This window comes from Limnohabitans sp. DCL3 (assembly GCF_048019295.1).
GTDB lineage: Bacteria > Pseudomonadota > Gammaproteobacteria > Burkholderiales > Burkholderiaceae_C > Limnohabitans_A.
Genome location: NZ_CP171842.1, coordinates 497,588 through 510,658, shown reverse-complemented (window position 1 = coordinate 510,658; position 13,071 = coordinate 497,588). Strand labels below are relative to the sequence as shown.

The following is a 13,071-nucleotide window of genomic DNA, read 5'->3' as shown; positions in this document are numbered from 1 at the left end:
GTAGAAAAGGGTGAGGTCAATCAGCGGTACATCGCCTCGATCTGGGGCGCATATTTTTTCTCAACCAATTTGCGCTTGAGCTTCATGGTCGGGGTCAATTCTTCGTCTTCGGCGCTCAGCTGCGTGTCGAGCAGCCAGAATTTCTTGATCTGCTCGACACGGGCAAACTTTTTGTTGACGCGGTCCAATTCGGCCTGGATCAAACCTTGTACCTCGGCGCTGTGCGTCAGACTGGCGTAGTTCGAGAAAGGTACGTCGTTGTCTTGCGCGAATTTCTCCACGTTTTCCTGGTCGATCATGATGATCACAGTCAAGTAAGGTCGCTTGTCGCCGATCACCACCGCATCGGTGATGTAGGGCGAGAATTTCAGTTCGTTTTCCAACTCGCTCGGGGTGATGTTCTTGCCCCCAGCTGTGATGATGATGTCTTTCATGCGATCGGTGATGCGGAAAAACCCTTCCTCATCCACCACGCCCACATCGCCTGTGTGCAACCAGCCATCGGCGTCGATGGTCTCGGCGGTTTTTTCGGGCAGGTTCAGGTAGCCCATGAACACATTGGGGCCTCGCACCAAAATTTCGCCGGTCACCGGGTCCAGACGCATTTCGTTGTACTCAGCGGCCGGCCCTATCGAGCCGGGCTTGATGCGGTCGGCAGGCACACCTGTGGCCGCACCGCATGTCTCGGTCATGCCCCAGACTTCGAGCATGGGCAGGCCCAGCGCCAAATACCAGCGCACCAGATCGGGAGAAATAGGGGCGGCACCCGTGACCAGAAAACGCGCACGGTGAATGCCGATCATCTTGCGCACGTTGTTGAGCGCCAAAAGACGCGCCACATGAAAGCGCAGCTTGAGGCCGACAGGCACCGGCTGCTGCGTCAACACCAAATCGGCCACTTGCTGGCCCACGCCAATCGCCCAGCCATACACCGCTTGCTGCAAACCACCCGCCTCCTTGAGCGCAATCATCACACCCGAATAAAACTTTTCCCAGACACGGGGCACGGCGGTGAACACGGTGGGTGCGATTTCGCGCACATTTTCGGGAACTGTCTCGGGGTTTTCGACAAAGTTCAGTTTGGCCCCGGTGTACATCGAGAAGTACTCGCCGCCCATGCGCTCGGCAATGTGGCAGAGCGGTAAAAAACACATGCACTCGTCACGTTCATCGCGGGCGATCAGAGTGTTGTAACCGCGCACGGTATAGACCAAGCCATGGTGGCTGTGCATGCCGCCCTTGGGTTTGCCGGTGGTGCCGGAGGTATAGACCAAAATGGCCAAATCTTTCGGTTTGCATGCAGCGGTGCGTTGCATCAACAGATCGGGGTGTTGCGCAGCATGTTCACGGCCCAGGGCTTGGAGCTGTTTCAGGCTGATCACCATGGGGTCGTGGAAGTCGCGCAAACCGTCCATGTCGAACACCACGATTTTTTGCAACAAGGGCAAGGTGTCGCGCACAGCCAAAGCCTTGTCGAGCTGCTCGTCGTCTTCGACAAACAACACGCGGGTGCCCGAGTCTTCACAGAGGTAGTGCACCTGCTCGGCTGCGTCGGTGGGATAGATGCCGTTGGACACGCCACCCGCACTCAGCACCGCCAAGTCGCACAACACCCACTCGATGTTGGTGTTGGCCAAGATGGAGGCCGTGTGACGCGCCTCAAAACCCAGTGCCATCAATCCGTGGCCGATTTCACGAACGGCTTGTGCGGTCTCGTTCCAGGTCCAGCTGCGCCAGATGCCCAGATCTTTTTGGCGCATCCAGACATTGGGGCCGCGGGCGGCGACGGCGTTCCAGAAGATGGCGGGGATGGTCTCGCCCGCCATGACAACATTTTTTTGCGGCGCGATGCCGGAGGTGTCCCAGAGTTGGCTCATGTCTTATCTCCAGGTTTTCTTCTTTTTCCAGCGGCGGTCGGCTCGCACGCCCTCTTCCTTCATGCCCAAGTAGAACTCCTTGATGTCGTCCTTTTCACGCAAACGGGCACAGCTGTCTTCCATGACGATGCGGCCGTTTTCCAGCACATACCCATAGTCCGAAGCATTCAGCGCCATGTTGGCGTTTTGCTCCACCAGCAAGATGGTGGTGCCGCGTTCGCGGTTGATGCGCACCACAATTTCAAAAATCTCTTTGGTCAGCTTGGGCGACAGGCCCAGGCTGGGCTCGTCCAACAAGATCAAATCAGGGTTGGCCATGAGGGCGCGGCTGATGGCCAGCATCTGCTGCTGCCCACCCGAGAGCAAGCCCGCGTCTTGCGCAGCCCGCTCACGCAGGATGGGAAAATAATTGAACACGGCCTCCATGTCGCGGGCCACGCCATCGCGGTCCTTGCGGGTGAAGGCGCCCATGAGCAGGTTGTCGCGAATCGACAGCAGCGGAAACACCTCACGTCCTTCGGGCACATGCATCAGGCCACTTTGCACAATGATCGCCGGGTCTTGTGCGGTGATGTTCTGGCCTTTGAATTCGATCGAGCCCTTGCGCGGATCGATGATGCCGCTGATGGTTTTGAGGATGGTGGTCTTGCCCGCGCCGTTGGAGCCGAGCACCGTGGCGATCTCGCCTTGGCGCACCTGCAAACTCACGCCACGGATCGCCTTGATCGGGCCATAGGCGCTCTCGACGTTGAGCAGCTTGAGCATCACGTTGTCAGCAACGGGCTCAGCGGCCGCATTCAGAATGGGGTTGACTGCGCTCATGCGGCACCTCCGGGCACGTGGTTTTCGCGGCGCAGGCTGGAGACATCGTCGACCGAGCCCAAATAGGCCTCGATCACGCCCGGGTCGCTTTGCACCTGGCTGGGCGTGCCGGTGGCGAGTTCTTCGCCCTGGCTCATGGCCAGCACACGGTCCGACACTTTGGAGACCAAGCTCATGTCGTGCTCGACCATGAGCACGGTGATGCCCAGCTCGTTCTTGATGTCCGAAATCCAGAAAGCCATGTCTTCGGTTTCTTCGACGTTCAGGCCCGACGAAGGCTCGTCGAGCAGCAGCAATTTGGGCTCGGTGCACAAGGCCCGCGCCAGCTCAACCACTTTGCGCACGCCGTAAGGCAGACCAGCCACCATCGAATCGCGGTGGTGTTGCAGGTCCAGAAAATCGATGACCTCTTCGACCTTTTCACGCGCCTCGATCTCGGCCGCGCGGGTTTTACGGCTGAAGAACATCTCGCTCCAAACGCCCGTCTTGCGGTGGGTGTGGCGGCCAATCAGCAGGTTTTGCAACACGGTGGCGTGCTCGAACAATTCAATGTTCTGAAACGTGCGGGCAATGCCCAAGCCTGCAATCTGGTGCGGCTGCTGGTCGGTCAGACGCAGCATGCCTTGTGGCCCGGCGTAGTCGATCACGCCCGTGGTGGGGGTGTAGATGCGGCTGATCAGGTTGAAGACGGTGGTCTTGCCCGCGCCGTTGGGGCCGATCAGGGTGAAGACCTCGCCACGCTTGACGTCAAAGCTGACCTTGTTCACGGCCAGCACACCGCCAAAGCGCACGCTCAGGTCTTGCGCGGATAAAAGAATGTCTGCGTTCATTTCAGGCGGTCCGACTTCTGGAACGATTTCTGGCGCTTGAACAGGCCACGGCGGTAAAACGGGAACAGCTGGAACCAGGTGCGCACCTTGAGCCAGCGGCCATACAGACCCATGGGCTCAAACAGCACAAAAGCGATCAGCACCATGCCGTAGACCGTGCCCTGCAGGCCGGCGGCACCCCCAATGGCGGCTGGCAAAAAGTCCTTGCCCAGCGCAATCAGTTGGGGCATGACGATCAGGAAAATCGCGCCCAAAAACGCACCGTGGATCGAGCCCAAGCCACCAATCACCACCATCAAGAGCAAGTCAATCGACTGGATGATGCTGAACTGCTCAGGTGAGAGGAACTGAATCTTGTGTGCGTACAAAGCGCCGCCAATACCGGCCAAGGCAGCCGACAAGGCGAAAGACAAGGTCTTGTAACGCGCCAAGTGGATGCCCATGCTTTGTGCCGAAATTTCAGAGTCGCGAATGGCCACAAAAGCGCGTCCAGTGGAGGAGCGCAGCAGGTTGACGATGGCCAGCGTGGCGCCCACCGTCACCAGCAGACAGAGGAAGTAAAACTCTTCGGTACTGTCCAGTGTCCAGCCGCCCAACTTGGGGTAAGTGACCATCAGGCCCGCGTTGCCGCCGGTGACGCTTTCCCAGCGGGCCATGCCCTCTTCCACGATGAAACCAAAAGCCAGGGTGGCCATGCCCAGGTAAATGCCTTTGACGCGCAGCGCAGGCAAGCCCACGATCACCCCTGCGATGGCAGAAAAAACACCAGCGCAAGCCAGTGCCAGCGGAAACGGTACCCCGGCATTGACCATGACGGCCTGGGTGTAAGCCCCCACGCCCAAGAAAGCGGCGTGGCCCAAAGAAAACAGACCCGTGAAGCCCGCCAGCAGCATCAGGCCCAAGCCCACGACTGCGTAGATCAGCACAAAGGTCAGCTGCGCCAGCCAGTATTCGGGCACGGCCCAAGGAGCCACCACCAAAAAGATGGCGAGCAAGCTGTACCAAAACACGTGGCCGCCGTGTTTGGCCAGGGCGATGTCCTGGTTGTATTCGGTTTTGAAGATGAAACGCATGCCGGGGCCTCAGACTTTCTTGCGCAGTTGCTCGCCGAACAAGCCATTGGGCTTGAGCACCAGCATGAGCAACACCACGATGTAGGGCGCGATGTCCTTGAAGCCTTCGGGCAGATAAAAGCCCGAGAGCGACTCGACGATGCCAATCACCAAGCCGCCCACGATGGCACCGGGCAAGCTGCCAAAGCCGCCCACCACCGCAGCGGGGAAGGCTTTGAGGCCAATGAAGCCCATGTTGGCGTGCACAAAGGTGATGGGCGCCAAAAGCAGACCGGCCACTGCCGCCACACCGGCCGCCAGACCCCAGACCAGACCGTTGATGCGCTTAACCGGAATGCCCATGTAATAAGCAGCCAGTTGGTTTTGCGAGGCCGCCTGCATGGCGATGCCCAGCTTGCTGTACTTGAACATGGCAAACAGTCCCAGGCACAAGATGCCGGTCGCAGCAATCACCACCATTTGCTCGGCAGCGATCACCAAACCCCCCAGACGCAACACTTCTCCTGCATAGGGCACAGGCATGGTGTGGGTGTCGGTGCCCACATCAGGAATCATGGTGATCAGGCCACGCAGCACATAGCCCACACCAATGGTCAGCATGACGATGGAGAAAGCCGGTTGCCCGAGGATGGGGCGGATGACCAAACGTTCCAGCAAAACGCCAAAAATACCCATGGCCACGATGGCTGCGGGCACCGCAATCCAAAACGGAAACCCCAGCAGCGTCATGGCAGCCAGGCCCGAAAAGGCCCCCACCATCATCAAGTCGCCCTGGGCAAAGCTCACCGTTTCGGTGGCCTTGTAAATCAGCACGAAACCCAAGGCGATGAGTCCGTAAATACAGCCCTGGGCCACACCGCTGATCAGCAGTTGCAGCAATTGCACGCCTGTCTCCTTTTGGTTCTTTCTAGCCGAGTTCGCGGACTTGCCCGAGCCCTGATTCAGCAGGGCACGAAGCATTTGCGAACGACCGTGCGATTGTGCATGTCTTACACGAGACTTTCCCTAGGGGTTGTCCCCCATCCAGCGCCATCCACCTGGCCTCAATATCAAGCCATGACAAACGCCATCCCCCTGCGCATCGGATCCGGTCTCGGGTTCTACGGAGACAATTGGGAACCCGTGGTCGCCAGCATCGAGCGCGGCCAAGTGCAATTCATCGCCAGTGACCACCTGGCTGAATTGACGCTGGCCATCCTGCAAAAAGACCGCCAGCGCGACCCCTCTTTGGGTTATGCCCGTGATGTGGTGCCGATGCTTTTACGCTTGTGGCCTTTGATGCAGCCACGAGGCGTGCGCTTTGTTTGCAATGCAGGGGGTCTGAACCCCATGGGCGCAGCGCAAGCGGTGCAAAAAGCCTTGGCCGCCGCAGGCTGGCACCCGCGCATTGCGGTGGTGAGTGGCGACGATGTGTTGACCCAGCTGAAAGCACCCGGCGAACGCTTTGACCACATGATGAGTGGCGCCGACGTGGCCAGCGTGCGCGACCGGCTGGTGTTTGGCAACGCCTATTTGGGCGCACAGCCCATCGTGGAGGCGCTGGACCTTGGTGCCGACATCGTGATCACCGGACGCGTGGCCGATGCCGCGCTGTTTCTGGGCCCGCTGGTGCACGCACTGGGCTGGAAACTCGCCGATGCGGCTACCCCCGAAGACTTCTACCGACTGGCACAGGGCCTGACGGTGGGGCACCTGCTCGAATGCTCGGGCCAGGGCAGCGGCGGCAACTTTGGCAGCCAAGGCAGCTGGAAAAACATCCCTGACTTGGCGCACATCGGCTACCCGATTGCCGAGGTCTGGCCGGACGGCACAGCCTTCATCACCAAAGCCCCGGGCACTGGCGGCTTGGTCAACTTCGACACCGTGCGCCAGCAATTGTTGTACGAGGTGCACAACCCGCATGCGTATTTCTCGCCCGATGTGGTGCTCGACATGGGTCAGATCCAGTTGCACGAAGAGGGTCAGCATCGCGTTCGCTTGACCGGCGCACAAGGCCGTGCGCCCACCGATCAACTCAAGGTGGTGGCCGGTTTTGAGGACGGTTTCAAGGCCGAGGTCAGCTGGGGCTTTTCCTGGCCCGATGCGTGGGACAAGGTGCAGGCGGCAGAAAGCATGATCCGCAGCCAACTGAAAGCGCGCCAAATCCCGTTTGACGAGCTGTTGGTGGAATACCCCGGGCTGAACTCGGCGCACGGCCCACTGGCCCCCTTGCCGCCTGCGGCCGAGTTGAACGAACGCGCCGAGATCTGGGTGCGCATGGTCTTGCGCACCCGCGCCAAAGCGGTGGCCGATGGCTTTGGCCGACTGTTCCCCTGGATGGCTTTGAGTGGCCCGGCCTACACCTGCGGCTTTCAAGGCTTGAACGCCTCGAGCGCCTTGCTGGGAATTTGGCCCACCTTGATCCCGCGCCACCGTGTTCAGGCCCGTGTTGAGATGTTGGAGCCCGCCGCATGACCACAACCCTTTTGAAAATCCCCTTGGCCCACATCGCCCACGCCCGCAGCGGCGACAAAGCCGACTGGGTGGACTTTGGCCTGTTCGCCTGGAACGAAGCGGGCTATCGCCTCTTGGAACGCGAAGTCACAGCGGCCAAAGTGCAAGCGCACTTTGCGCCTTGGCTACCAGGCCCAGTGCAGGCATGGACTTTGCCCAACATTCTGGCCCTGAAATTCGTGCTGCATGGCGCTTTGCAAGGCGGCGGCGCACGCAACTTGCGCCTCGATAACTTGGGCAAAGCCATGGGTGCAGCGCTCTTGCGCCTCGAAATCGACGTCACTGCCGAAGATCTCGAGCAGGCAAAAAAAAGCCCCCGAAGGGGCTGGTGGCCGGAGATGTCTTCCCGGAACTGATCCGGGCTTGGAACCTCAAACGCGCTCAATGACCAGTGCGATGCCTTGACCCACGCCAATGCACATGGTGCACAGGGCGTAGCGTCCAGCGGTTTGTTGCAAGCGGTTGATGGCCGTGGTGGCCAAACGGGCACCGGATGCACCCAGTGGGTGACCCAGGGCAATCGCGCCGCCCCAGGCGTTCACGCGGGCATCGTCGTCTCTCAGGCCCAACATGCGCAGCACGGCCAAACCTTGCGCAGCAAAGGCTTCGTTCAGTTCGATCACGTCCATGTGGTCCATCGTCAGGCCAGTTTGGGCCAACACCTTGAGCGTGGCAGGCGCGGGGCCCATGCCCATGACGCGAGGAGCCACGCCCGCAGTCGCCATGCCCACGATACGGGCCTTGGGGGTCAAGCCGTTTTTGGCCGCGCTGGCTTCGTCGGCCAGCAGCAAGGCACACGCACCGTCGTTGACCCCAGAAGCGTTGCCCGCGGTCACAGTGCCGTCAGGGCGTACCACGCCTTTGAGCTTGGCCAGTGCTTCAAGGCTGGTTTCACGCGGGTGCTCGTCGGTGTCCACCACGATCGCATCGCCCTTTTTCTGGGGGATGCTCACGCCCACAATTTCACGGGCCAGGTGACCGGCCTGGATGGCGGCCACCGCACGCAGCTGGCTGTTGTAGGCCATCAAGTCTTGCGCTTCGCGCTCGATCTTGTAGTCGGTGGCCACGTTTTCGGCCGTCTCGGGCATGGAGTCCACGCCGTATTGCGCTTTCATCAGTTTGTTGACGAAGCGCCAGCCAATGGTGGTGTCGTAGACCGCGTTGTTGCGGCTGAAAGCCGTTTCGGCCTTGGGCATGACAAACGGGGCGCGGCTCATGCTTTCCACACCCCCCGCAATCATCAGACCGGCTTCGCCCGCCTTGATGGCGCGTGCTGCGGTGCCAATGGCGTCCAGTCCCGAGCCGCACAGGCGGTTGATGGTGGCACCGGGTACGTCGATCGGCAGTCCGGCCAGCAAGCTGGCCATGTGGGCCACGTTGCGGTTGTCTTCACCAGCCTGGTTGGCGCAGCCGTACAGCACATCGGTCACAGCAGCCCAGTCCACATTGGGGTTGCGCGCCATCAGGGCGCGCAGGGGCACAGCGCCCAGGTCGTCCGTGCGCACGCTGCTCAAAGCACCGCCGTAACGGCCAAAGGGGGTACGGATCGCGTCGCAAATGTAGGCTTGGTTCATGCTTGTTGACTCCTGATTAAAGTTGCATGCATTTTATTGCTTGTTTTGGGCTTGACTGAATTCATTACGGGTGTGAGCCCGCAAGGGGCATGTGGGGCGCTGTCCGCGCTCAGAGGCGCTTCGCTTTGCCACATCGCTCGAACAGCGCCCCACATGCCCCTTGCTCGGTTGATGGTTTGCGATTGGCAGCGCCCACGCAGGTGAGATGGGGTCAGGGGCCGGGGTGATGCGGCAAAGCGAAGCGCCTCTGAACCCCGGCCCCTGACCCCATCTCACCCCTCCCCAAGGCAAGAAGTCCGACATCAAGGACAATCTCACCCATGCTGATCCAACCCTCACAAGCCGATGTCCGGCGCTTTTTTTGCGGCGTTTACGCCAAAGCCCGCACAACGGCGACCCTTGAACCCATGGAAATGCTGGTGAGTCAGTGGATCGACGAGCACCCGGAATACCACGCCGAACTGGCCAATGTGGATGCGGCACTGACCAGCATGCACCAAGCCGACCCGAACCGCGAGAACCCGTTTTTGCACCTGTCCATGCACCTGTCCATCAGCGAACAGTGCAGCATTGACCAACCCCGGGGCATTCGGCAAGCGGTGGAGTTGCTCACCCACCGACTCAATTCACTGCACGACGCGCACCACCAAGCCATGGAATGCTTGGGGCGCATGGTGCACGAAAGCCAGCGCTCGGGTCGCATGCCCGATGGCGAGGCTTACATCGCTTGCGTGCAACGGCACGCCACCAAAGACTGAAGCAGATCAGGCCGCCATGCGGCTTTGGACGTGCGCCAGGATGTCGGCCACAGACACTTTGGTCGCTTGCGCATCGCGTCGGTGCTGGTATTCCACCTGACCGTCTTTCAGGCCCTTGTCCCCGATGGTGATCCGGTGCGGCACACCGATCAGTTCCCAGTCGGCAAACATGGCCCCTGGGCGCTCGCCCCGGTCGTCCAAGATCACATCCACCCCTTCGGCCAGCAAGGCGGCGTAGATGCGTTCGGCCTCGGCCTTGACCGCTTCACTGCGGTCCATCCCAATGGGGCAGACAACGGCGGTGAAAGGGGCAATGGCATCGGGCCAGATGATGCCGCGCTCGTCGTGGTTTTGCTCGATCGCTGCCGCTGGCAAGCGCGTGATGCCAATGCCGTAGCAGCCCATTTCCAGAAACTGCGGCTTGCCGGTTTCGTCCAGGAAAGTGGCGTTCATGGCCTTGGAGTACTTGGTGCCCAAATAGAAAACGTGGCCCACTTCGATGCCGCGCTCAATCGCCAACTCGCCTTGGCCATCGGGCGACTTGTCACCCGCGACCACATTGCGAATATCAGCCACCAAAGCGGGCTCGGGCAGGTCACGGCCCCAGTTGACCCCTGTGATGTGGACGTCTGGCTCATTGGCACCACAGATCCAATCGGCCATCACGGCCACGTCGCGATCGGCCACCAAATGCACGGGTTTCTTCAGATTCAGGGGACCGAGGTAGCCCGGCTTGCAACCGAAGTGGTCTTCGATTTCTGCCACGGTGGCGAAACGGAAGCCGCCTTCCATGCCGGGCAGCTTGCCAACCTTGACTTCGTTCATGTCGTGGTCGCCGCGCAGCAGCAAAAGCCACACGTGTGACTGCACAATCTCGCCCTGCTCGTTCAGGGTGTCGGTGGCCAGCACCAGCGACTTGACTGTGGTGGACAGGGGCACATTCAGCAAGGCAGCGACGTCCTCGCAGGTGCTCTTGCCGGGCGTCGCCGTTTTGCTCAAGACTTGCGTGGCCGCTCCACGGGCCTGGCTGGTGGCCAGCGCCTCGGCCTTTTCCATGTTGGCGGCGTAATTGCTGCTGGGGCAGTACACGATGGCGTCTTCGCCGGTGGCAGCGATCACTTGGAACTCTTCGCTCAAATCACCCCCGATGGCACCGCTGTCGGCAGCCACAGCGCGGTAAGTCAGGCCAAAACGGTCAAAAATGCGGCGGTATGCGGCAGCCATCACTTGGTAGCTGGCTTTGGCGCTGACCACGTCGCGGTCAAAGCTGTAAGCGTCCTTCATGGTGAATTCGCGCCCACGCATCAGGCCAAAACGGGGGCGGCGCTCATCGCGGAACTTGGTCTGGATCTGGTAAAAGTTTTTGGGCAGCTGTTTGTAGCTGCGCACTTCTTGGCGCACCACATCGGTCACCACCTCTTCGCTGGTCGGCTGGATCACAAAATCTCTGCCATGCCGATCTTTGATGCGCAAGAGTTCAGGCCCCATCTTGTCAAAGCGCCCCGTCTCCTGCCAAAGTTCGGCGGGCTGCACCACGGGCATGGTCATCTCAATGGCGCCTGCTCGGTCCATTTCTTCGCGCACGATGGCCTCGACCTTGCGGATCACGCGCAGCCCCATGGGCATGTAGTTGTAGATGCCTGCGCCCAGCTTTTTGATCATGCCGGCGCGGGTCATCAGCTTGTGGCTGACCACTTCGGCATCGGCAGGGGCTTCTTTGAGGGTGGAAATGAGGAACTGGGAGGCTTTCATCGCGTCAAACTAACTCAGGCAAGGGCATCAGGGAAACATCCAAGTGCCAGCGGTGATGCGCCGTGCATAATGGACACAATTTAAAAATTTGAGGTTGATTATGCTTGACCGTGAAGGCTTTAGGCCGAACGTCGGCATCATTCTGCTCAACCAGAAAAACCAGGTTTTCTGGGGCAAACGCATCCGCACCCACAGCTGGCAGTTTCCGCAGGGTGGCATTGACCGGGGTGAGAGTCCCGAACAGGCCATGTTCCGAGAACTGCACGAAGAAGTGGGGCTCCATCCAGAGCATGTGCGCATCGTGGCCCGAACCCGTGACTGGTTGCGCTATGAGGTGCCAGACCGCTTCATCCGCAGAGATGCTCGCGGCTTTTACAAGGGCCAGAAACAAATCTGGTACTTGCTGCAAATGGTCACGCACGACCATCATTTGAACCTGCGCGCGACAGACCACCCAGAATTTGACGCTTGGCGTTGGAATGATTATTGGGTGCCGCTCGATGTGGTGGTGGAGTTCAAGCGCGGCGTCTATGAAATGGCCCTGACCGAATTGGCTCGCTTTTTACCGCGTCAAGACCGGCAAAACCGCTATTTACGCGGCACCAACCGTGGCCTTCGAGAGGGCGTGGAACAGGAAAACGGTGCCATGGACATGCAGCCGCCAATGCACATGGAGCTGCCGCCCGGTGCCAGTTTCGACCCCAATCCGCAAGGCTAAAACAACAAGCCCGCATAAGCGGGCTTGATTGACTCAACGACTGAGGATCAGGTTGTCCCGGTGCACCATTTCAGGTTCGGCGGTGTAGCCCAGCAAAGCCTCGTGGTCGTGAGAAGGCTTGCGACAAAGCAGTCGGGCTTCTGCACTGGCGTAGTTGGCCAAGCCACGAGCGATTTCAGAACCCTGTTCGTCTTTGATGGCGATCACATCGCCACGTGAAAAATCACCCGCAACACCCGTCATGCCAATGGGCAGCAGACTTTTGCCTTCGGTCAGCACTTTGTGCGCCGCCCCCTGATCGACCGTGACAGAGCCACGCAATTGCAAATGGTCAGCCATCCACTGTTTGCGCGCCTGTTGCTTGGCCGTCTGGGCCACCAACAACGTGCCCATGTTGTCACCTTCGGCCAGTCGCAGCAAAGCATTGGGCTCGCGCCCCCAAGCGATCACCGTGGAGGCCCCAGAGCCCGCCGCCCGCTTGGCAGCCAAAATTTTGGTGATCATGCCGCCCTTGCCAAGGCTGGAGCCGGCACCACCGGCCATGGTTTCAAGTGCCGCATCACCCGCACGGGCTTCGTGCACAAAGGTGGCACTGGGGTCTTTGCGCGGGTCAGCCGTGTACAAACCCTTTTGGTCGGTCAAAATGACCAACAGATCCGCTTCGATCAGATTGGCGACCAGCGCACCCAAAGTGTCATTGTCACCAAACTTGATTTCGTCATTGACCACCGTGTCGTTTTCATTGATGACGGGCAGCACACGGTGTTGCAGCAAGGTCAGCAAGGTCGAGCGGGCATTCAGGTAACGCTCTCGATCTGCCAAGTCTGCATGCGTGAGCAAGACCTGGGCACTGCCCATGCCGTTTTCGCGCAACTTGGTTTCGTACATTTGAGCCAAACCCATCTGGCCCACCGCTGCCGCTGCTTGCAAGGCGGGCACTTCACTCGGCCGCGTGGTCCAGCCCAATCGCTTCATGCCTTCGGCAATCGCCCCACTGGACACCATCACCACCTCTTTGCCTTGTGCGCTGAGCAGTGCCATCTGACGGCACCATTCTCCAATCGCCTGTTCATCCAGGCCTCGGCCCTCATTGGTCACCAAGCTGGAGCCAACTTTGACAACGATGCGGCGAGCATCACGCAACAGGGTGGATAGGGGTGAAGTGGTCATCAAA

At 60.0% G+C, this 13,071-nt stretch carries 12 protein-coding genes; 4 read left to right on the top strand and 8 right to left on the bottom strand.

The features are described 5' to 3' along the window. Window positions 1-20: 20 nt before the first annotated feature. The 5 genes from ACHEXK_RS02225 to ACHEXK_RS02205 are packed head-to-tail and all read right to left on the bottom strand — an operon-like array spanning window position 21 to window position 5,487. Entirely contained in the window at window positions 21-1,877 is a 1,857-nt protein-coding gene (locus ACHEXK_RS02225) for an AMP-dependent synthetase/ligase (protein WP_416547656.1), read from the bottom strand. A 3-nt stretch (window positions 1,878-1,880) separates the two neighbouring features. After that, entirely contained in the window at window positions 1,881-2,699 is an 819-nt protein-coding gene (locus ACHEXK_RS02220; protein WP_416547654.1) for an ABC transporter ATP-binding protein, read from the bottom strand. Beyond that, complete coding sequence (locus ACHEXK_RS02215) at window positions 2,696-3,529, bottom strand: ABC transporter ATP-binding protein (protein WP_416547652.1); 834 nt, start codon at window positions 3,527-3,529, stop codon at window positions 2,696-2,698. Before ACHEXK_RS02215 ends, ACHEXK_RS02220 begins: the two co-directional genes overlap by 4 nt. Then, window positions 3,526-4,602 (bottom strand): branched-chain amino acid ABC transporter permease, encoded by a 1,077-nt coding sequence (locus ACHEXK_RS02210; RefSeq protein WP_416547650.1) that lies wholly within the window; start codon window positions 4,600-4,602, stop codon window positions 3,526-3,528. The genes ACHEXK_RS02215 and ACHEXK_RS02210 overlap by 4 nt, the downstream gene beginning before the upstream one ends. A gap of 9 nt (window positions 4,603-4,611) precedes the next feature. Next, window positions 4,612-5,487 (bottom strand): branched-chain amino acid ABC transporter permease, encoded by an 876-nt coding sequence (locus ACHEXK_RS02205; protein WP_416547648.1) that lies wholly within the window; start codon window positions 5,485-5,487, stop codon window positions 4,612-4,614. Between the two features lie 171 nt (window positions 5,488-5,658). On the opposite strand from ACHEXK_RS02205, the gene ACHEXK_RS02200 reads away from it, so the two are divergent. After that, entirely contained in the window at window positions 5,659-7,056 is a 1,398-nt protein-coding gene (locus ACHEXK_RS02200) for an acyclic terpene utilization AtuA family protein (protein WP_416547646.1), read from the top strand. After that, complete coding sequence (locus tag ACHEXK_RS02195; protein ID WP_416547644.1) at window positions 7,053-7,451, top strand: hypothetical protein; 399 nt, start codon at window positions 7,053-7,055, stop codon at window positions 7,449-7,451. Before ACHEXK_RS02200 ends, ACHEXK_RS02195 begins: the two co-directional genes overlap by 4 nt. A gap of 15 nt (window positions 7,452-7,466) precedes the next feature. Here ACHEXK_RS02195 and pcaF read toward each other — a convergent pair whose 3' ends face one another. Next, window positions 7,467-8,669: a 3-oxoadipyl-CoA thiolase gene (pcaF, locus tag ACHEXK_RS02190; protein ID WP_416547642.1), complete on the bottom strand. Its 1,203-nt coding sequence runs from the start codon at window positions 8,667-8,669 to the stop codon at window positions 7,467-7,469. Between the two features lie 323 nt (window positions 8,670-8,992). Between pcaF and ACHEXK_RS02185 the strand changes: the two genes are divergently transcribed. Next, complete coding sequence (locus tag ACHEXK_RS02185; RefSeq protein WP_416548819.1) at window positions 8,993-9,427, top strand: DUF1841 family protein; 435 nt, start codon at window positions 8,993-8,995, stop codon at window positions 9,425-9,427. A gap of 6 nt (window positions 9,428-9,433) precedes the next feature. Here ACHEXK_RS02185 and ACHEXK_RS02180 read toward each other — a convergent pair whose 3' ends face one another. Continuing rightward, entirely contained in the window at window positions 9,434-11,179 is a 1,746-nt protein-coding gene (locus ACHEXK_RS02180) for a proline--tRNA ligase (protein ID WP_416547640.1), read from the bottom strand. 100 nt (window positions 11,180-11,279) lie between these two features. On the opposite strand from ACHEXK_RS02180, the gene ACHEXK_RS02175 reads away from it, so the two are divergent. Beyond that, window positions 11,280-11,897: an RNA pyrophosphohydrolase gene (locus ACHEXK_RS02175; RefSeq protein WP_416547638.1), complete on the top strand. Its 618-nt coding sequence runs from the start codon at window positions 11,280-11,282 to the stop codon at window positions 11,895-11,897. A 33-nt stretch (window positions 11,898-11,930) separates the two neighbouring features. Here ACHEXK_RS02175 and proB read toward each other — a convergent pair whose 3' ends face one another. Beyond that, complete coding sequence (proB, locus tag ACHEXK_RS02170) at window positions 11,931-13,067, bottom strand: glutamate 5-kinase (protein WP_416547636.1); 1,137 nt, start codon at window positions 13,065-13,067, stop codon at window positions 11,931-11,933. Window positions 13,068-13,071 lie beyond the last annotated feature (4 nt).

Excerpts from the sequence above, each read along its gene's own strand:
- ACHEXK_RS02225 (WP_416547656.1), bottom strand. The coding sequence starts at position 1,877 with ATGAGCCAACTCTGGGACACCTCCGGCATCGCGCCGCAAAAAAATGTT.
- ACHEXK_RS02220 (WP_416547654.1), bottom strand. The coding sequence starts at position 2,699 with ATGAGCGCAGTCAACCCCATTCTGAATGCGGCCGCTGAGCCCGTTGCT.
- ACHEXK_RS02215 (WP_416547652.1), bottom strand. The coding sequence starts at position 3,529 with ATGAACGCAGACATTCTTTTATCCGCGCAAGACCTGAGCGTGCGCTTT.
- ACHEXK_RS02210 (WP_416547650.1), bottom strand. The coding sequence starts at position 4,602 with ATGCGTTTCATCTTCAAAACCGAATACAACCAGGACATCGCCCTGGCC.
- ACHEXK_RS02200 (WP_416547646.1), top strand. The coding sequence starts at position 5,659 with ATGACAAACGCCATCCCCCTGCGCATCGGATCCGGTCTCGGGTTCTAC.
- ACHEXK_RS02195 (WP_416547644.1), top strand. The coding sequence starts at position 7,053 with ATGACCACAACCCTTTTGAAAATCCCCTTGGCCCACATCGCCCACGCC.
- pcaF (WP_416547642.1), bottom strand. The coding sequence starts at position 8,669 with ATGAACCAAGCCTACATTTGCGACGCGATCCGTACCCCCTTTGGCCGT.
- ACHEXK_RS02180 (WP_416547640.1), bottom strand. The coding sequence starts at position 11,179 with ATGAAAGCCTCCCAGTTCCTCATTTCCACCCTCAAAGAAGCCCCTGCC.
- ACHEXK_RS02175 (WP_416547638.1), top strand. The coding sequence starts at position 11,280 with ATGCTTGACCGTGAAGGCTTTAGGCCGAACGTCGGCATCATTCTGCTC.
- proB (WP_416547636.1), bottom strand. The coding sequence starts at position 13,067 with ATGACCACTTCACCCCTATCCACCCTGTTGCGTGATGCTCGCCGCATC.